General features: G+C 63.9%; 12 protein-coding genes and 1 pseudogene. 2 read left to right on the forward strand and 11 right to left on the reverse strand.

Going from position 1 to position 19,115, the window contains the following annotated elements; all coding sequences use genetic code 11:
• Nucleotides 1–5 precede the first annotated feature (5 nt).
• The 10 genes from GWG65_RS06280 to GWG65_RS06325 form a co-directional block, all read right to left on the reverse strand.
• Nucleotides 6–2,915, reverse strand: a complete 2,910-nt coding sequence (locus GWG65_RS06280; RefSeq protein WP_275194533.1) for a flotillin family protein — start codon at nucleotides 2,913–2,915, stop codon at nucleotides 6–8.
• Nucleotides 2,916–2,940: 25 nt separating this feature from the next.
• A complete protein-coding gene (locus tag GWG65_RS06285) occupies nucleotides 2,941–3,774 on the reverse strand; it encodes a phosphoenolpyruvate hydrolase family protein (protein ID WP_275194534.1) in 834 nt (277 codons plus the stop codon).
• 3 nt (nucleotides 3,775–3,777) lie between these two features.
• Nucleotides 3,778–5,994 (reverse strand): ABC transporter permease, encoded by a 2,217-nt coding sequence (locus GWG65_RS06290; protein WP_275194535.1) that lies wholly within the window; start codon nucleotides 5,992–5,994, stop codon nucleotides 3,778–3,780.
• Nucleotides 5,987–6,769 carry an ABC transporter ATP-binding protein gene (locus GWG65_RS06295; RefSeq protein WP_148738011.1) on the reverse strand — a complete coding sequence of 261 codons (783 nt, stop codon included), beginning with the start codon at nucleotides 6,767–6,769 and terminating at the stop codon, nucleotides 5,987–5,989. Before GWG65_RS06295 ends, GWG65_RS06290 begins: the two co-directional genes overlap by 8 nt.
• Nucleotides 6,762–7,847 (reverse strand): branched-chain amino acid ABC transporter permease, encoded by a 1,086-nt coding sequence (locus GWG65_RS06300; protein WP_275194536.1) that lies wholly within the window; start codon nucleotides 7,845–7,847, stop codon nucleotides 6,762–6,764. Before GWG65_RS06300 ends, GWG65_RS06295 begins: the two co-directional genes overlap by 8 nt.
• A 1-nt stretch (nucleotide 7,848) precedes the next feature.
• Entirely contained in the window at nucleotides 7,849–8,859 is a 1,011-nt protein-coding gene (locus GWG65_RS06305) for a branched-chain amino acid ABC transporter permease (RefSeq protein ID WP_275194537.1), read from the reverse strand.
• A gap of 235 nt (nucleotides 8,860–9,094) precedes the next feature.
• Nucleotides 9,095–9,922, reverse strand: coding sequence for an AraC family transcriptional regulator (locus GWG65_RS06310; protein ID WP_275194538.1), 828 nt, complete (start codon nucleotides 9,920–9,922; stop codon nucleotides 9,095–9,097).
• 123 nt (nucleotides 9,923–10,045) lie between these two features.
• The gene (locus tag GWG65_RS06315) at nucleotides 10,046–11,296 is read right to left on the reverse strand and encodes an ABC transporter substrate-binding protein (RefSeq protein WP_275194539.1); all 1,251 of its coding nucleotides are present in this window, start codon (nucleotides 11,294–11,296) and stop codon (nucleotides 10,046–10,048) included.
• Between the two features lie 320 nt (nucleotides 11,297–11,616).
• Nucleotides 11,617–13,152 (reverse strand): hypothetical protein, encoded by a 1,536-nt coding sequence (locus tag GWG65_RS06320; RefSeq protein WP_275194540.1) that lies wholly within the window; start codon nucleotides 13,150–13,152, stop codon nucleotides 11,617–11,619.
• 29 nt (nucleotides 13,153–13,181) lie between these two features.
• Nucleotides 13,182–14,372 (reverse strand): glycosyltransferase family 4 protein, encoded by a 1,191-nt coding sequence (locus GWG65_RS06325; RefSeq protein WP_275194541.1) that lies wholly within the window; start codon nucleotides 14,370–14,372, stop codon nucleotides 13,182–13,184.
• A gap of 284 nt (nucleotides 14,373–14,656) precedes the next feature.
• Here GWG65_RS06325 and GWG65_RS06330 point away from each other — a divergent pair, with 284 nt between their 5' ends.
• Nucleotides 14,657–16,753 (forward strand): GumC family protein, encoded by a 2,097-nt coding sequence (locus GWG65_RS06330; RefSeq protein WP_275194542.1) that lies wholly within the window; start codon nucleotides 14,657–14,659, stop codon nucleotides 16,751–16,753.
• Between the two features lie 57 nt (nucleotides 16,754–16,810).
• Here the strand turns inward: GWG65_RS06330 and GWG65_RS06335 are convergent, their stop codons facing one another.
• On the reverse strand, nucleotides 16,811–18,157 hold the full coding sequence (locus GWG65_RS06335) for a polysaccharide biosynthesis C-terminal domain-containing protein (protein ID WP_275194543.1): 1,347 nt from the start codon (nucleotides 18,155–18,157) through the stop codon (nucleotides 16,811–16,813).
• A gap of 332 nt (nucleotides 18,158–18,489) precedes the next feature.
• On the opposite strand from GWG65_RS06335, the pseudogene GWG65_RS06340 reads away from it, so the two are divergent.
• Nucleotides 18,490–19,115: pseudogene (locus tag GWG65_RS06340) on the forward strand (O-antigen ligase family protein); the annotation flags it as partial.

A 19,115-nucleotide genomic window follows, 5' to 3' on the forward strand; every position in this document is an offset into this window, starting at 1 on the left:
GGACCTCAGCTCTTCTTCCGCGGACCGCGCTCGGCCGGCGGTTCGCCGCCCTCTGCGGGTGGCGTGGGCGAGGCGGCCGGCTTTTCGCCGCCGCCACCGCCGCTCTTGCGCGCGGATTCCTTGATGCCCTGCATGTCACGGGCCTCGCGGATCAGGCCCGGCATTTTGGCGAGACTGCCGCCTTCGACGCCGATATCCGCCAGGAGGGAGTCGATCAGCGGCGCCTGCACGCGGTAGCGCAGCGCCGAATCGATCACCTCGTCGGTGGCGCTGCGGCCGCCATTGCCGCCATGGCCGTTGCCGTTGAGGCCGTCGACCTGGAGGATACGGATGCCCTCGATCTTCTCCATCGGCTTGACGCTCTCGCGCACGATGCCCTCGATGCGGTCCAAGAGCTTCCTGCGGAACAGCGAGTAGCGCGCCTGATCGGTCAGCACATTCTCGGCTTCATTGAGCAGCCGCTGCGCCTCCGCCTCCACGGCCGCGCGCACGCGCTCGGCCTCCGCCGTAATCCGCGTCTCCTCGGCCTGCTTCTCGGCGATGAGGATCTCGACGCTCTTGCGGCGCTTGGCGATTTCGTTCTCGCGCGCGGTGATGACGCGCTCGGTGGCTTCCGTGGCGCGTATCCGCGCTTCCTCGGCCGAGGCTTTGGCCGCGGATTCCTCCAGCGATTTGGTATGGATCGCGATCGCCTTCTCCATCAGGACGGTCTCGACCTCCTTCTCGCGATTGACCTCGAGCTTGCGCAGCTCGCGCTCGCGGCCGATGCGGGCTTCGTCGAGTCCGCGGTCGGAGGAGATGCGGGCACGCTCGACCTCCTCGCGTGCGGCAATCTCGGCTTCCTGAAGCGACTGGACGCGAGCGACCTCGAGCTGCTCGATCGAGCGGCGGCGTTCGATCCGCGCCGCCTCCAGCGCCTGCTCACGCGAGACGTCGGTGGTTTCAACTTCCTTGCGGGCAACGATCTCGGCCTGCTTGACCTGGCGGTCGGCGTCGATCCGCTCGGAGCGCTTGGTGGAGAGCGCAATGACGCGGTCCTCGTCCGCGATCTCGATCGCCTTCTTCTGCTCGATATTGAGGACTTCGCGCTTCTTGGAGGAGTTGATCCGCTCGGCCTCGAGCGCGAGGTCCACTCCGATACGCTGGCGCTCGATGGCGTCGCGCCGCTTCAGCTCGGCCGCCTCCAAAGCACCCGTCCGCTCGATTTCGAGCGACCGCGTGTCGCGCTCAGCCTGTATGCGCTCGGCCGCGACCGCCTTCTCCTGGGCGATGCGGGCGGCCTCGATCGCTTCGCGCGACGCGATATCGGCTTCCTCGACAGCGCGGTTGCGCGCGATTTCGAGCGAGCGGACGCGCTCTTCCTGGGCGATACGCGAGGCCTCGGTGGTCTCCCGCGCGGCGATGCCGGCGACCTCCAGCATCTGGTTGCGTTCGATTTCCAGCTGCCGCGTGTTCTGCTCGGCGGCGATACGCTCGGCGGCGAGGGTCCGCTCGCGGGCGATGCGGGCGGCCTCTACGGCACGTTGCGCCTCGATCTCGGCTTCCTGGATGGTGCGGACCTGCTGGATCTCCAGCGCACGCGTGCGCTCGTCGGAGGAGATGCGCTCGACATTGACGATCATCGTTTGCGCGATGCGGGCCTTTTCGGTGGCCTCGCGGGCGGCTATCTCGGCTTCCTCGACGGCGCGTGTTCGCTCGATTTCGCGCCGCCGTGTCTCTTCCTCGTTGGCGATACGGGCGTCTGTGACGGCGCGATCCTGCTGGATACGGGCCTTCTCGATCGCTTCGCGGGCGGCGATCTCGGCTTCCTCGACGGTGCGCATCCGCTCGATCTCGCGCTGGCGCACCTCGCGCTCCGAGGCGATGCGGCTGGTGTCGATCGAGCGCTGGTTTGCGATCCGGGACGTCTCGATCTCCTCGCGTGCCAGCAGTTCCTTCTCTTCGATGATGCGGGTGCGCTCGATCTCCCGCTGGCGGGTCTCACGCTCTGAGGCGATGCGGGCTTCCGCGATCGCCTGGTCGTTGGCGATGCGCGCCTTCTCGATGGTCTCGCGGGCGGAAATTTGCGCCTGCTCGGCCTCGGTCTCGCGCAGCGCCCGCTCGCGGGCGACTTCGGTGCGTTGCAAGGCGCGCCGCATCTCGATGTCGCGCTCCTGCTCGAGGCGCGCGGTCTCGCTTTCGCGTTCGATCTCGAGGGCTTGCCGCTCGGCCTCCAAATTGCGGGAGCGGATCTTGATCATCGAATCCTGCTCGATGTCGTTGCGCAGCTTGCGCTTTGCCTCGATGTCCTCCATCAGCCGGGTCAGGCCTTCGGCGTCGAAGCGGTTCGAGGGGTTGAAGAATTCGAGATCGGTCTGGTCGAGATCGGTGATCGCGACCGATTCCAGCTCGAGTCCGTTCTGGGCCAGGGCCTCCGCAGCGTTCGCCTTGAGGCGCGCGACATACTCGCCGCGCTGCTCGTGCATCTGCTCCAGGGTCATCTCCGAGGCAACCGAACGGATCGCGGAGATGAATTTGCCGGCAAGAAGCGCGTGAAGCTGCTCCGGTTCCATGGTGCGGCGGCCGAGCGTGGCGGCGGCGATGGACACCGCTTCGCGGGTCGCCTGGACGCGGACATAGAAATCGGCCTCGATATCGACGCGCATGCGGTCGCGGGTGATCACCGCGTCCTGTTTGGAGCGCACGACGCCCATCGGCAGCACGTTCATGTTGACAGGCGTGTAGTCGTGGATGAACGGCAGGACGAAGGCGCCGCCATTGATCACGACGCGTTCACCGAGGAAGCCGGTCCGGACGAACGAAGTCTCCTTGGACGAGCGGTGATAGAGCCAGTTCACGATGTACACCGCGACCACGATCACGACGATCGCGACGATCAGCCAGAGGATCAATTCACCGACCAAAATCCCGGACATGTTTCCCTCCTTCAACCTTCCGGCGTTATCGCGCGCCGATCGCCTTGAATTTGCGCACCTGCTCCGTCAGCGCCCGTTCGACCGGTAGGCGCTCCATCGAGGAGGCGCCATAAAAGCCGTGGCAATGACGGGTGCTTTTCATGATGAAGTCAGCATCGTCGGGGTCGGCGATCGGGCCGCCATGGGCGAGCACCAGAATGTCCGGATTGACGCTGAGCGCGGCAGCGGCCCAGGTGTCGATGTGGGCCGGGCAGTCGTTCAGTCTGGGCGCCGTCTGCGCACCGATCGTGCCGCCGGTCGTGAGCCCCAGATGGCAGACGATGATGTCAGCACCGGCGATCGCCATCGCGGCGGCTTCCTTCTCGCTGAAGACGTAGGGCGTCGTCAGCAGATCCTTCTCGCGCGCCTTGGCGATCATGTCGATCTCGAGCGCATAGGACATGCCGGTCTCCTCGAGATTGGCCCGGAAGACGCCATCGATCAGGCCGACGGTCGGGAAGTTCTGCACGCCGGCAAAGCCGAGCGCCTTGAGCTGGTCGAGAAAGACGTCCATGTCGCGGAATGGATCGGTGCCGTTGACGCCCGCGAGCACCGGCGTCTTGGCGACGACGGGCAGGACCTCGCCGGCCATCTCGAGCACGATGGCGTTGGCGTCGCCATAGGGCATCAGGCCTGCGAGCGAGCCGCGCCCGGCCATGCGGTAGCGGCCGGAATTGTAGATAACGATGAGGTCGACGCCGCCGGCCTCCTCGCATTTGGCGGATAGACCTGTACCGGCGCCGCCGCCGACGATCGGCTCGCCGCGCTTTGCCATGTCGCGGAACCGTCTCAGGAGTGCTGCGCGCTCAAACCGGGCCATCGGTCACCTCGCTAGTCTCCGGCGCGCCCCGGCGCGGCCGAACAGGGTTCGGAAGGCGCCGACAATGGTGGAGGCGAACTCGGGATCGTTGATGTTCTGTTTGACGCGGATGAGCTGGCGGCTGCCGGTCTGTCGCACCGTGCGGTCCAGCGCGCGGAACAAGGCGGCGTCGGCCTCCGGGTCCCAGAACGGCTGGCGCGGTGCATCGAGTGCGGAGACGCCGCCCTCAGGCAGGAAGAAACGGACCGGCCCGTCCATCTGGTTGAGGCGCTCGCCGATCCAGCGGCCCATGCGCTCGTTCTCCTCCGCCGTGGTCCGCATCAACGTGACCTGCGGATTGTGGACGTGGAATTTGCGTCCGCGGTAGCGCTCGGGGATGGTCTCGGGTGGGCCGAAATTGACCATGTCGAGCGCACCGACAGATCCGACATAGGGCACGCGGGTGCGGATGATGGCGCCGAACCGGTCTTCAGTTGCCGGAAACGCGCCGCCCATCAGGAGGTCGCAAATTTCGGTCGTGGTCAGGTCGACGACGCCTGCGATCTGGCCGGAGTCGACGAGTTTTTCCATCGAACGCCCGCCGACGCCGGTGGCGTGGAAGACAAGGCATTCGAACTCCTCACGCAGGTCCGCCGCGATCTTCTGCACGGCCGGCGTCGTAACGCCGAACATGGTGATGCCGATCGACGGCAGGCCGGTGGCCGCAGTCCGGTCCCTGGCTTCGCGCTGGTCGAGGCGCGCCTTCGCCATGCCAGCGATTGCGTTGGCGCCGTTCGACAGCACCGCGCGCGAGATCGAGTTGAGTCCTTGCACGTCCGTGACCGAATACATCATGGCGATGTCGGCAGGGCCGACATAGGGTCCGACGTCGCCGGAGGCGACAGAGGAGACGATCAGCTTGGGCACGCCGACGGGCAGGATACGCATGCCCGGCGCGACCAGCGACGCCGCGCCCGAGCCGCCCGCCGAGATTATCGCGGCGACATTGCCCTGGCGCCGCAGCCAGTTGGCAAACGCGTCCGCCATCGCCGTCACGGCGGCGCCGCGATCGGCACCGAACACGGCTGAGCCGCCGCGCCCGTGATTGAGGGCGATTTCCTGCGCGGAGACGTCGCAGCTGGCCTGCTTGCCGCTGGTGGAGACGTCGACGAGGCGCGTGCGCAGACCGCTGCCGGCAATGATGTCGCGTATGAAGCGGAGCTCGGCCCCCTTGGTGTCGAGTGTGCCGACGACCAGCACGACCGGTGGCCCGGACGGCTGTGACGTCGCCGGCTCGCGCTTGCGCCGCGCGCTGTCGTCGAGGCGAGCGACCTGCGTCGAGAGCGTGCGGGCCGCCGCCTCGATCCGGGCGATCGGGGCGGGTTGCGACCAGCGTGTCGGCGGTGTCGGGTTGGAGATGTAGATCCGAATTGGGCCGCTCGGCCGCGCAGGCTTCGGCGTGGCCTTCACGTCGGTCCCCGCCGCGGGTACGTCGAGATCAGGCGTAAGCTCGGCGTGCAGCCCGACGCCCAGCAGGCGTTGCTGCAGCTCGCGGTCGGCGGCAAGCCGCATCGAGTCGATGATGCGGTTGATGCGTCCGTTGACCATGATCGCGACATTGCGCGAGACCGTCGTCGCTACGCCGATGTTCTGCTCGATCACGAGCACGGCCATGTCGCCGTCCTCACCGAGTCGCAGCAACATCTCTTCGACCTGGGCGACGATGACGGGTGCAAGCCCCTCGGTCGGTTCATCCATGATCAGAAGATGCGGGTTGGTCAGGAGCGCGCGCGAGATGGCGAGCATCTGCTGCTCGCCGCCGGAGAGCTGGCCGCCGCCATGGTCTTTCCGCTCGGCGAGCCGCGGAAACGTCTCGTAGATGCGCTCGACAGTCCAGGCGCCTGGCCGCATGCCGCCGGCAAGCCGCAAATGTTCGTCGACGCTGAGCGAGCGCCAGAGCCGGCGTCCTTGCGGCACGTAGCCGACGCCGAGGCGGGCGATATGGGCCGGCGGCCGCCGGGTGATGTCCTCGCCGCGAACACGGATGGAACCGCCGCTCACCGGCACCAGGCCCATGATCGCCTTGCACAGCGTGGTCTTGCCCATGCCGTTGCGGCCGACGACGGAGAACACACCGGTATCGAGCGAAAGGTCGACGCCTTGCAGCGCATGCGAATGGCCGTAATAGACGTCGAGGCCCCGGATATCGAGCGCGGCTGCGGCACGGCGGACCTCATTCATGGCCGCCTCCGAGATAAAGCTCCTGCACCTCGGGATCGGACTCGATCTCCTGCGGCAGCCCTTCCTTGAAGATGCGGCCGTTGTGCATCATCGTGACGCTCTCGACCACGCGCAGCGCCACGTCCATGTCGTGCTCGATGATGATGTATCCGATATGCGCCGGGAGCGAGGTCAGGATCTCGACCAGCTCCTGCCGTTCGGTCGGCGAGAGGCCAGCGGCCGGCTCGTCGAACAGCACGAAGCGCGGCGCGCCGGCGAGCGCCAGCGCGATCTCGAGCTGGCGCTGCTGGCCATGGGCGAGCTCGGCGACGGGCTGGTCCTTCACGCCCGCGAGATGGACGGCCTGCACGAGATTGTCGGCCGCATGCATCAGCGCGTCGTTCTGCCCGGGACGCAGGAACGAAAAACGCCCACGCGAGACGCCGCGGCAGGCGAGATAAACATTGTCCTGCACGGTGAGGCCGGGAAACAGAGCGGAGATCTGATAGGTCCGCCTGAGGCCGCGGCGGATGCGTTCATAGGGTGGGAAGTGGGTGACGTCTTCGCCGAAGAAACGGATGGTGCCGGAGGAGGGCGGAAAGTCGCCGGTGATGCAATTGAACAGCGTGGTCTTGCCTGCACCGTTGGAGCCGAGCACCGCACGCCGCTCGCCCGGCCGAACGGTGATGGTGACGTCGGTCAGCGCCGCCAGCGCGCCGAACAGCCGCGTCACGCCGCGCAATTCCAGCGCGGCTCCGGCGCCGACCGCCGAGAGGCGTTGCGCGACGCTATCCATGGCCGCGTCCTCCTCCGCCTGCGCGGTTCGCAGCAGGTCGCTGGCTCTGGCGCCAGCGTTGCCACAGGCCGATAACGCCGTCCGACGACCAGAACACGATGGCAAGGAAGCCGAGACCGATCAGCAGCCGGAAGCGGTTGCCGTCGAGTCCTATCTTGACCAGGAAGTCGAGTGCGAAGGTCCGCAGCAGGACGAAGATCAGTGCGCCGATGTAAGGGCCAATAGGCCGCGTGATGCCGCCGACGACGGCAATGATGAGAACATCGATGCAGGCGCCAACGCTGACCGAGCCCGGCGAAATCTGGCGGTAGTTCCAGACTTGGAGCACGCCGGCGAGCGCCGCGATGAAGGAGGCGACCGCATAGGCCGCGACGCGGTGCGCGTTGACGTTGAAGCCGAGCGCCGCCATGCGGCGCGGATTGTCACGGACGCCCTGGAGCGCCAGACCGAATGGCGCGCGGGAGACGTATTCGACGGCGAAGTAGCAGAGCGCGGCGACGGCGAGCACGATATAATAGAACGGAATATCGGCGCGCCAGTCGACACCCCAGAAATGCGGCGTAGCGACGGTGTTGATCCCGGTGTGACCGTTGAAGATCGCCCAATTCTGGTTGGTGAAGTAATAAAATGCCGCGCCGATCGCGAGCGTGATCATGATGGTATAGATGCCCTCAGTGCGCACCGCGAGCGCGCCGCCGAACGTGCCGAAGATCGTCGCAAGCGCGAGCGCCATCGGCACGGCCAGCCACCACGGCCAGCCCAGGCTGATATTGGCATTGCCGCTGACGCCGAATACTGCGACCATGTAGGCCGCAAAGCCCGCGATAGTGAGCTGCATCAGGCTGACCATGCCGGCATAGCCGGCCAGCAGCATCAGGCTCAGCGCCATGGTACCGAGGATCAAGGTCGTCGCAAAGATCTCGATCAGGAAGAAACCGTTGGCGATCAGCGGCATGATCAGGAGGATGACCGCCACGATCCAGGCCGCTGGATTGTTGATCTCCGGCCATCCGCGCAGAGCCGGGCGCTGCGCTGTAGCGGGGCGGACCTGAACGCGGGCATCGTGGGTGACGGACATCTCAGCGCCTCGCAAGCAGGCCCTGCGGCCGTAGCGCCAGCACCACCACCATGATCAGGAACGTCACGACGATTGCGTAGGTCGGGATATAGACAGAGCCGAGTTGCTCGGCGAGGCCGATGATCAGCGCGCCGAGTGCCGCGCCCGGGATCGAGCCCATGCCGCCGACGATCACGACCACGAGGGACGCGAGCAGGAAGCGGATGTCCTCGCCGGGTGACAGCGACTGGAAGGTTCCGCCGACCACGCCGGCGATGCCGGCCAGCCCGGCGCCGAGTGCAAAGACGAGGACGAACACGACCTGGATGCGTACACCGGTCGCAGCGAGGATGTCGCGGTCATCGACGCCGGCGCGGATGATCATGCCCATGCGCGTTCGGTTGAGCGCTAGCCACATCGCGATACCGATCACCGCGGAGGCGGCGAAGATCACGAGCCGCACCAGGGGATAGCGCAGATAGACTGGTTCGCCGGAGGATTTGATAGCGGTGATCAGCGGCAGCTCGATCGGGCCGATCAGCCAGTTCGGGGTCTGGATCTGATAGAAGTCGCCGCCGCAAGCCCACAGCATCAGATCGGCAAACACGATCGACAGCCCGATCGTGACCATGGTCTGGCGCAGGTCCTGGCCCTCCATGCGGCGGAACACGATGACCTGAAGCAGGACACCGACCAGCGCGGTCAGGATGAAGGCGATAATGAAGCTGAGGATCCACGATCCGGTCGAGGCGCTGATGGCGTAGCCGATATAGCCGCCGAACAGATAGAGCGATCCGTGCGCGAGGTTGACGTTGCGCATCAATCCGAAGATCAGCGTGAACCCGCTGGCAACCAGGAAGTAGAGCCCGCCGAGCGTGATGCCGTTGAACACGGCATTGAGGAACACCCGCTTGCGGCCGATCGCGTCTTCAAGGCCGGGCGGCCATACCGCGAAGATGAGCCAAAGCGCAAGCGCGACCGCGATGATCACGATGAGCGCCCAGGCTGGATGGCGTTCGACGAAGCGCGTCACGATAGCCGCTCCGTGCTGGCCTCGCTCTGCAAGCGGGAGCAGGGAGAGGTGAGGCGGCAGCGACCTTGCTCGACGTCGTGCTTCGAATACAGCTCGGACAAGCCCGTGCAGGCTGCATGCCTCGCCATGGACGTGAGTCCTCCCAGGACTTGACGATGCTCTTTTGGTATCGCCTTCCACACATTCTAGCGAGAGCGAGGTTGGTGTATTTGACCGTCAGTATCTTTTCGCGCTGTCAGGCACGTAAAACCTTGGCGGCACGGCGGTAATCGGTGGGCGCCATCCCGACATTGGCCGTGAAGAAGCGGGTGAATCCGCTCTGGGAGGAGAAGCCGAGATCGAAACCGATATCGGCGATCGGCGCTTCGCTGGCGACGAGAGCTTCGAGCGCCTGTTCCATGATCAGCGTGTTGAGATAGAGATGCGGCGTGACGCCGGTCTGGGTGCGGAACAGCCGATAGAAATGTGGCCGCGAGAGGCCGGATTCCCGCGCGATCGTGTCGAGCTCCATCTCGGCGCCCGGACTTTCCGACATCAGCTTGATGCATTTGCGCACGCGGAAGTCGGTGACGGCACCACTCGCGCGCGCCTCGCGTGCGATTCCGGCCTGTTGCCAACTTTCATCGTAGCAGATGTCGATCAGCCGCCGCAGCTCCCCGTCGAGGCTGGAAAGCGACGGTGCGCCGCACACGAGTGCCGCGGTTCGCCGGATATGCTTGTCGAGTGCGACCGTGCGCTTGAACTCAGTGCGGCCGAAGCGCAGCCGGTCGGCCCCGGGTGCATCGGGTGCGAACCACTCAGCATTGACGTAGAGCACGAAGAAGATCGCGCCGCCGTCGAGGTCGGACGGCAGGAAGTTGTGCGGCTCCCAGGGATTGACGGCGACGACGGAGCTTTCGGTCAGATCATAGTGCCCGTTGGAGACATCGATGCATGCCGACAGGCCACCGACATGGAAGATCAGATGACCTTCGCGGTGTGCATGCACGTTGAAAGGGCGGTTCAACTGATAGACTGTCGCCCGACCGAACCGGCCGTGAAAGACGGCGAGCGCCCGGCTCATGCCTTCCCCTCCCGAGTGTTCTTTGCTTTTCAGTCAGCGTTCAACAACCGGGAAGAGATTGCAAGCGCACAGAACGCCCGCGTCAGCAAGTCGCTCCCCGGTTGCGAAAGATGGAGGGATGCGTCAGTATTTCTTACATTCCGGGACGTTGCGGCTGGGCAGTCCGATCTTGGCGAATACCGCCGGATCGTAGCCGAGCGTCTGGTTCACGTTCGGGATCACCTTCACGACCTTGCTGAACAGGGCGCCCTTGCCGTCATCGACCACTTCGGTGACGAAGTTGGTTCCGATCGCCTGGCGGTTGGCATCGAGCTTGATCTTGCCGTTGGGAGCGTCGATCTCGATCTTCGCCAGGGCAGCTTTGAACTTGGCCTGGTTGTTGGATAGGTCGCCGTTAACCTCGCGCAATGCCAGGATCAGCGCCATGGTCGAGTCATAATAATTGGTCGCGAGCAGCGACGGGCTCGGGAAGCGCTTATTGGGCGGGAAGGCGTCCTGATAGGCCTTGACGAACTTCTGCCAGCTCGGATCCTCCCAGGTATCGGCCTGGCCGCTCGCCGCGATGGTGCCGATCAAGGCGTTCTTGGCGTTGCCTTTGGATGACAGGATGGTCTGGTCGATCATGATGGAACCGCCCATCAGATGCGCCTTGCCGCCGGCCTGTTGGTACTGGTTGAGGAAGTTGACGGCGTCGGCACCACCGAGCCCCAGATAGATCGCATCGACATCGTCGGGCAGGGCCGCGATGACGGAAGCAAAATCCTTGGTGCCGAGCGGCACCCATTGCCGGTTGGTGACCTGTCCGCCGGCGCCGCAGAATTCGAGCACCAGGCCGAACACCTGGGTGTAGATGAAGGAGTAGTCCTCGCCGACGGTTGCGATCTTGCGATAGCCCTTGGTCTCATAGGCATATTTGCCGAGTCCCACCTGCCACTGCGCGCCGTCCATGTTGTAGCGGAAGAAGTTGGGGGCGGGATCGACATAGGTGGCTTCCTGGGCGCCGGAGGCCGCATTGATGAAGGTCAGCTCGGGGTGGGTTTTGGCAAAGTTCTTTACCGCGATGCCCTCGTCGCCGGAGAGCGGCGACAACAGGATCTGCACCTTGTCCTGCTCGATCAGCTTCCGTACGGCGCGCACCGCGGAGTCCGGTGTCGCGTCGGTGGAGGCAACGATGAATTCAAGCTCCTTGTCGCCGACCTTCTTGCCGAGCACGTTGAGCGCGGTCTGATGACCGCGCATGCCGTCCTCGCCGAGCACCGTATAGGTGCCTTCGAGGGTCGCGGTGACACCCACCCGGATTTTTTCCTGCGCGATTGCCGCGCCTGAAAGAAACAGACTGGTAAGCGCGATCAGTCCCACACTGCACTTTGACATTGCACTCCTCCCTGTGACCCTGGGTCACCGATCCGAACGGGCGCGCCGCCCGTGGGTCGCAAAGGCGCCCGGCTTCTTGAGGGAAGGCTAACCGAAGAAGGATGCGGCGCACGCGTGGGCGCCTCGTCTGGTTTGACGGGCAGTCTCATTTTGAATGTTGCGGCGCGATTTCCTTCGCGGTGCAACAGATGGCCGTGCGGAGTACATTGCGGGGCGCCGACCCACGAGTCCCGGAAGCGTCAAGAGGCAACGAGGCGGTCGACTTCAGGACCGATGCCGAGCGATGCGATCAGCCGGATGCGTGTCCGATGGTTCGAGCTTCAGCGGACGGTAGACGGACTGGTTCGCGGGAACGAAACGGCCGATGGAAACTCGCTTGCGAAGGCTCGAATCTTCAGTTGAACACGCGATCCGTCTATCACCTCGAGTTGGCCGCAGCGGTTCAGGGTGTGCAACTTCCTGCCGGGCCACGCGGGTCCCGGTCCAAGAGCGTGGCGAACAATCTGTTTGAATGTCGTCGGCGACAGTTCGATGATCTCGGCCAGCCCGAGCGCAGCGCCGTAGCCGTCAGCACAATCCTGGACGGGCCGCCACAATCTTTCATTGATGGTGACGAAATTTCCTGCGGGTCGCGCGCTTGCGCGGTCGATCAGGACAGGATTGCTGGCATGCGGCAGCCAGGGGCCTAACAGGCTCTTTGCATAGAAAATTGCCAGCGAATCCGAATACCCGGCGGTTCCGTCGCGCCAGGCGGCAAACAGATAGTTCATTCCGTTGTGCCGCGTGATCGTGACGTCGGACAGCTCAATGCCTGAAAGGAGCGTCGCGTGTCGCTCCCACTTGTCCGGAAACCGTACGCATTTGTAGAGGGCCACGTCCCGATTTGTGGAGCTCTCCGGGATCATCCATAACTCGCCGTTGTCCTCGATCAGGAACGGATAGGACAGGTGCCAAGGCTCCTCCAGTACGGGTACGACCTCTCCGATGGGGCCCGTTTCATCGAACTCGATCGCCGAGATGATCCCTTTTCCGACCCGGTGATCGAGATCCTCGAAGAAGACGAATGTCCTGCCCCGCCACCTGACCGGAAAGGGATCGGCGTAAAAGCGATGCCCTGGATCTGCAAGGATGTTCCAGCCTGGCCCGGACAGATCTCCGGTATTCCAGACGCCTGCGCCCTGATTGAAGCGCCATCCGACTTGCCAATGCGGAGCATAGCAGCAGAGGCGATAGATCTCCTTGGCGATCGATGCTGCCAATCCGCGGACAACGTAGCCGGCGGGGTGCCGGCGGATGCTTTGCCCGGCGGAGCGTGCCAGTTCCGGCAAAATCCGCGGCCTTCCTGACAGGATCGCCGTTACCATGCTCAGGGTTCGTGCCATGACCGTATCGAGACCGCCGCTCAAGCCGACCGCGATTTCTCCGGAAGGATGGCCGCGGTCGAGAACCGAGCCATCACGCTCGTTGATGATTTCGATGACCGGCAGGTCGCCGGCGAGAATGGCCGCCAACGCAGCGTTCTCGCCGGCGGCTCCGTTGAACAACGGGCGGAGATGCAGCCGGGCGGAAGAGTTTGGATCGCTTGGGGCGCAGGTGAAATCGACAATCACATCAGCCGGGCCGGTGGGCGGCCGCGTGTCGTCCGGAACGATTTTCAGTTTGTCGGCGCCGCTGCGCTTGCCCCGATGCAAAACCAGGCGCTCGAGTTCGAACAGCGCATCGAGACCGACGGGCCTTGCCTGCGCCGTTGCGGTCCACGCGATTTGAACCGGAACATCCCGGCCGTCGATCGACAACGCATCGCGGCACATCCACCGCCGCGCATGCTCACGTTCGCAGCGAAACTCGATGATCATCTCGAGATAATCTACTCCGGCGCCCGCGATCAAATGATCTGGTCGAGGATTTGGACGTATTCCTCCACCATGGCATCTACCGAATAGCGTAGCTTCAGGCTTTTGGCGTTCTGTCGCAGTTCGTCGCTCAGGTTTTGGTCCGCCAGAATCGTGGATACGGCCGCCGACAGCTTCGCATGATCGGAGGCATCGACGAAGAGGGCTGTGGGTCTTCCTTCGAAAGACAGAACCTCGCGCAGGACGGGAAGATCGGTGACGACGGAAGGAACCCCGGCGCTTGCAGCTTCAACCGCGGCCAGGCCGAAGGTCTCGGCCTGGGTGGGAAACACAAACACATCCAGGCAGGCCAGAAAGTCCGCCATCCGGCGCGGCGGAATCTCGCCGACCAAATGCAATCTGTCGGATACTTTTAGCTCTTCCGCGAGCTGCCTCAGCCGTGCCTCGTCGGTTCCCTGGCCGGCCAGTGCAAGGTGCCAGGATGGTTCATCGGGCAAGAGACGTATCGCCAGGTCAAGCCGCTTGTGCGGGTGAAGCCTCGCGGCGCAGCCGAGCAGTATGCTGTCCTGCGGCAAATCGAATTGTCGTCGCGCAGTTTCCTTCGGCAGCGCGATCGATTTGTCGTCGAAGCCGTGCGCGACATGCGTCATGCGTGACCGGTAGGCCGACGGGTAGCGTGAGTACTCGCGCTGCATGTCCAGCGAGTTGAGCGTTATGTGGTCGAAGAAGCCGAGGCTGCCCATCGCGATGTCGGCTGCGCGGACCGGCCAGCTCATCGATAGTGCTGACGAAACCTGATTGGCGACAACAGGCGCGCGGCTGACGAGACGCGAGATCCCTCCGCCGATGACATTGCCGAAATGCTGGAAGGTCAGTACAGCGTCGGGCCTGACGGCCCTGATATTGTGGCCGAGTCTCCAGAGCATTCGCAGCAGGGCGAGCGGATCTCCGGGGCGGCTGGACGCGCAATAGAACGTATTCGGCGGCTCGTCGAAGGAGTCCGATTTGCGGAAGAAGAAAAGGTTTGAGACCTGATAGCCGCGTGCAGTCAGGCCGACACCAAGCAGTCTGGATATCTCCTGGGCTCCAGCGTTCTCGGCCTGGGTCTGCACGAGAAGAACGCGCGGCTTCGGCCTGCTGCTATCTGGTCGTGCGACGGACGGTGCGGTCGACGATCGCATCGTTGCCTCGCCCAATTCGGCGTTTGGCTGATAACGGAGCACGGATTCCTACCCGATGAGGGAATGGATTGTTGACCTTCTAGTAGCCATGGCTATCACGCCAAGCTCAAGCGGACATCGACAAGCGCACAACGGAGTTAATGCGTAGCCTGGGCGAACAGGTCACTTTCACAACGGAAATTCGTCGATTCCGGCGGGAATGCAGCGGTGCCGTTAACCAATCGGCCATGGCCATGCAGAAGGGGAGTAACCGCGGATTAACCATAGATATTTACGGTGGAGCAGGCCGCTGAACAGTGTTCGCCAGTTGAATCCGAGTAAAATCCATGACGTTCGGTCGCCCAGCAGACCCGACAAGTTCCGGATCGACCGGTGTCTCCGCGTCGTGGCAGACTCGCGGTGCGTCGAACGGTGAAGCTGGTGGACCCGCCGCGCGCTATGGCGGTGCGCTCACAGCCGCGGGCGCGTTCTCCTTTCTTCGGAACAACGCGCGCCGCATCCTGACGCTGGCTTTGGCGATCTTCGCCCTCGGCGTCGTCGTTGTATTGGTGATTCCAGTGCGATTTGCGGCGACCGCGCTGGTCGTTGTCGATCCCCGCGAGCAACGCGTCACTACGGAGCAGGACGTTCTGCCGGGTATAGGTCAGGATAGCGCCGCGCTGCAAAGCCTGGTTGAAGTCGCCAAGTCCGACGGCTTTCTCGAGCCGCTGATCGAGCAGCTCAAGGTTCGGGATGACGCGGACATTTCCGGGGGGCACACTGACCCCGCGCGCCTGCTCGAGCGATTCCGCAACCGCCTCGACATTTCCCGTCGTGGGCTGACCTATGTCATCGCCATCCGGTTCACCTCGAACCGGCCGGAGCGGGCTGCCTATTATGCCAATGCCATTGCCGAGGCTTTCGTCGCCGGCCAGGGGCGTATCCGCACCGAGGCGACGGACGAAGCCGCCGATTGGCTCGGCGGCCGGCTGAAGACATTGAATGACCGCTTGCGAGCCTCCGAGGATGCCGTTGCCGCATTCAAGGTCGAGCACCGGATCGTCAATGCTGGCAAGGACGCCACAACTCAGCAATTGCGCGTGACCGAGCTGTCGCAGCAAGTTGCTGCCGCGCGCGCCCGCACCGAAGAGGCGAAAGCCCGTTACGAGCAGGCGCAGCGCGATGTGAAGGCGAATGTCGAAGGACCCGCTAAGCAGGATCTCCTGAGTGCCCTGCGGGCGCAGCGATCGGCGCTTAACGACCAAATTGCGCAAAAGCGCGCGGTGTTGGGCGATCGCCATCCCGATCTCGTCATGTCGCACAGCCAGTTGAATGATCTCAACAGACAGATCGAGGTAGAACGGACGAAAGGTATCGAAACTGCAAAGTCGGAATACGAGGCGCAACGCGACCAGCAGAGGGCGCTGGAGAATCAGATGAAAGCGGCTGAATCGCAGCTCCTGGTCGATGGTCAGGCTCTCGTCCGGCTACAGGAGCTGCAGCGCGATGCCGAGGCCAACCGAAACATCTACGAACAATTTCTTTCACGGTCCAAGACCACGAATGAGCAGCGCCTTCTGCAGAGCTCTCAGACCAAGGTTGCTTCGGCTGCCATTCCGCCGCTTCGCTCCACCCTTCCGCCGCTGCCTTTGCTGCTTGCCGCTCTGGCGATTGGTTCGCTTCTGGCATCGACGGCGGCCGTGGCGGCTACGGGGCGGAGATCCAGCGAGTCCGTTCGGGAAACCCGCGGACCGGAGCCGGCTGCGCGCCAGCCCGAGCTATGGCCGCGCCCTCCCGTGTGGGCCCGTATCCCCGATCTGGCGCCTGGAGAGCTCGCCAGAAACGTCTGGCAGGGCGGGCTATCCGCGGCGACCGAACTTGATCTCAGTCCTCATCTGCGTCCGCTCGTCGAGAGGCTGGAAATGTTGCCAGGACCTCAGGGCAAGGTCGTTCTTGTCATGTCAGTAGGGAAGAAGGCCGGCGGCAACACCGTCGCGCGTTCGCTGAACCGGTGGGCTTTGAGCACGGGAAAACTGAGCGTCCTGATCCAGGTGCAGCCCGATCTCGGCGGTGCCGGCACCGCAGGGGCCAACGGGCACGTTGCCGGCGCCACCATGGCCGGTTTTCGCAGCGTGGACATGCTTCTCGGCGCGGGCCGGAGGCCAGAGTCGTTGTCTGCGGACGATATTCGTTCGGAGTTCGATCTGATCGTCGTCCATGCGACGTCCCTTGCTTTCCAACCCGAGGCGGCGGCTCTGGCGGCTTACGCCGATCTAATTCTGCTGGTGGTTCGTGAAGGTGCTGTCGATTCACCAGCCATGCGCAGAGCGACGGCTGCGATATCGAGATTTGGCGGTGTGCCGACCGGACTCGTGGTCAATCGCGCATCGCCCAATGCGGCGGACTCTTATCCTGAGGGCGAGGCCTTGGGCTTGGCTGGTTGACCCTCGTTCGGCAACGTGATGCCGAGGCGCCGTTGCCCTGGAATCGAGGCCGCGTCCTTAGTCGGTCGTGTCGGCGACACGGACGGAATACGCGTTGCGCTTGAAGAACGGGAAGCGCGAAAGCACCAGAATCGAAGGATCGACTCCGGCTAGCCGGCGGCACAGCAAATTCAGGACGATGGTCGCGAACGCCAGCGACACGGTCGCTGAGATCGCTGCGCCCAGCACCCCGAGCCAGGGAATGAGGACAAGAAATCCCACCAGCCGCACCGCCACATTCGCGGCAACAACCGGGACATATTTCCGCTCATGGCCAGTGAGCTGGAGGATGGCTGCGGACGGACCGCCAGCGGCCTGAATGGCAGTGCCGATTGCGAGCACGATCAGGACCGAATGCTGCGCGGCGAAATGGGGCCCGAACAGGTTGAGGAGGTAGGGGCCGCCAATCCAGATGATTACGAGCCCGCTGACCACGCAAAGCGCGGTCACCTCCGCCATGAGCTGCAGCGTCCGCTTGAATTCCTGGTGGTTCTTGCTGAAGTATAGCGAGGGAAGCCGGCGCGCCCCGAAACTATACAGGGCGGCCGACAGCATGGCGAAGATGTTGGCGAGGCGCGAAGCGGCGAAATAGATTCCCGCGGTCGTCGGGTCCAGCATCCAGTACACAAGGATGACGTCGAAGTACTGGTTGGCAACCTCGAGGATGGATGCGACCCAGAAATGCAGGGCACTCGATCTCCAGCGCGAAGGCTCCGAGCGAGCCGGCGTGCCGCGCAGGTTCGGCAGGGCTCGCGCAATCGCAATGATCTGCGCGACCACACCCACTGACATGGCAATCGTCATCACGGCGATCAATTCGGCAGGTTCGAGTTGTCGATGACCGAACAGCACTGCAAGCAGAAACAGGACGACGCCGACCCGCCAGAAGAGCTCCCTGTTTCCTTCTCCCATGAGAATGCTGACCAGCGAGCGCGCGATCTGGCTGCCGAGCATCAGCCCGGCGTTCACCGCAGTATAGGCCGACACCGCCAGTATCAGCAGCCACCAATCGCCTCTGATGTTCGCCGCCAGTGCGATCGCGGCGACTGCAACCACCATCGCAACGAAGGAGATCTTCAGGCTCGATAGGAGCACACCTTTCGTGAGGTCGTGCCGATCGCCCACCTGGTACTCGTTCAGGAAACGCACCAGAAGCGATTCCTGGCCGACCAGTCCCACGACGGCCGCGATCTGGGCGACCGAAATCCAGGTCGCAAAGATGCCGAACCCATCCGGCGACATTGTTCGTGCCGCCAGCGAGAACAATGCGAACGCAAGCGCACCGCTGGCGACCTTCAGGAGGATGGTCCCGGCAACACCGCGCGTCACGTCGCGTCGCATGAATTGGATGATGGATTCGATCATGAAAGTTACGAGGGCGGCTTCCCGAGGGAAACACGTTACGATACCGGCGGCAGCCTAGCACGCGAAAAGACCGCGAGTGTTAATGTGCGGCTTCCAGGATGTTTCCGGCCGCGACTGCTGCGACGGTGCGCCGGGTGCATCATGGTGGAACACCATCGTTCCAGCTGTCCCAGATAGAGCAAGGCCCGCCTCACCGAACAACGGCACAGCGCCGCGCAGCTTCCGGCGGGAGGCGATATCGGCCGCTCAACTGCGCAATGGCACGCCGGTAAGCACCGCCGCGCGCGATCCGCGATAGCAATTTATTAACCGTGCTTAAGGAAGGTCAGGTCATGGCCAGCCTGCAGACCGAGGTGAATTCCGGGGTACCCGAAAGCGCGATCTGGAAAACGCGCGGCGCCGGCGTGGAAAAGCTTGCCAGGATCGTCATCGGCAGTTCGATCACCGTCAATGTGGTCGCATCGATGGGCACCTTCAACGCCGCGCTGCTGCCTGCGGAGTTCACCAATCTGCAACAGGCGATCGCTCTATTGATGTGGGGCGTCCTGATCTACGCCAGTGCCTTCGTGCGTCCACGGCTGCGGCTGCAGTTCAATCCCGACCTGATCGTGCTGGTGGCATTCTATGCTCTGGCCGCCATTTCCGTGGCCTGGAGCAGCGTCGGCGCCGCTGCGATCATGAAGAGCGCGGCGCTTGTGGTGACGACCTTCGGTGCGTTCTGCCTCATCACGCGCGTCGACATCGACGAGATCGTGAGGTCGACGGCGCTCGGTCTCTTCATCCTGGTCGCCGCATCGGCTTTTTGTGCGGTCTTCGTGCCCGAGATCGGGGTAGACCAGAGCTGGATGCACAATGGTCAGTGGCAAGGAATCTATGAATCGAAGCAGACGCTCGGCTTCATCAGCGCATATCTGATGTTTTTTGCCTGCTATCGGAAGATGAGGGGGCAGGGGTGGGT

It is taken from the genome of Bradyrhizobium sp. CSA207 (assembly GCF_029051685.1).
Classification (GTDB): domain Bacteria; phylum Pseudomonadota; class Alphaproteobacteria; order Rhizobiales; family Xanthobacteraceae; genus Bradyrhizobium.

What these genes read in the sequence shown, in the direction of transcription:
- GWG65_RS06290 (WP_275194535.1), bottom strand. Translation starts at nt 5,994, where the DNA reads ATGAATGAGGTCCGCCGTGCCGCAGCCGCGCTCGATATCCGGGGCCTC.
- GWG65_RS06300 (WP_275194536.1), bottom strand. Translation starts at nt 7,847, where the DNA reads ATGTCCGTCACCCACGATGCCCGCGTTCAGGTCCGCCCCGCTACAGCG.
- GWG65_RS06280 (WP_275194533.1), bottom strand. Translation starts at nt 2,915, where the DNA reads ATGTCCGGGATTTTGGTCGGTGAATTGATCCTCTGGCTGATCGTCGCG.
- GWG65_RS06335 (WP_275194543.1), bottom strand. Translation starts at nt 18,157, where the DNA reads ATGATCGAATCCATCATCCAATTCATGCGACGCGACGTGACGCGCGGT.
- GWG65_RS06330 (WP_275194542.1), top strand. Translation starts at nt 14,657, where the DNA reads ATGACGTTCGGTCGCCCAGCAGACCCGACAAGTTCCGGATCGACCGGT.
- GWG65_RS06315 (WP_275194539.1), bottom strand. Translation starts at nt 11,296, where the DNA reads ATGTCAAAGTGCAGTGTGGGACTGATCGCGCTTACCAGTCTGTTTCTT.
- GWG65_RS06295 (WP_148738011.1), bottom strand. Translation starts at nt 6,769, where the DNA reads ATGGATAGCGTCGCGCAACGCCTCTCGGCGGTCGGCGCCGGAGCCGCG.
- GWG65_RS06285 (WP_275194534.1), bottom strand. Translation starts at nt 3,774, where the DNA reads ATGGCCCGGTTTGAGCGCGCAGCACTCCTGAGACGGTTCCGCGACATG.
- GWG65_RS06310 (WP_275194538.1), bottom strand. Translation starts at nt 9,922, where the DNA reads ATGAGCCGGGCGCTCGCCGTCTTTCACGGCCGGTTCGGTCGGGCGACA.
- GWG65_RS06320 (WP_275194540.1), bottom strand. Translation starts at nt 13,152, where the DNA reads ATGATCATCGAGTTTCGCTGCGAACGTGAGCATGCGCGGCGGTGGATG.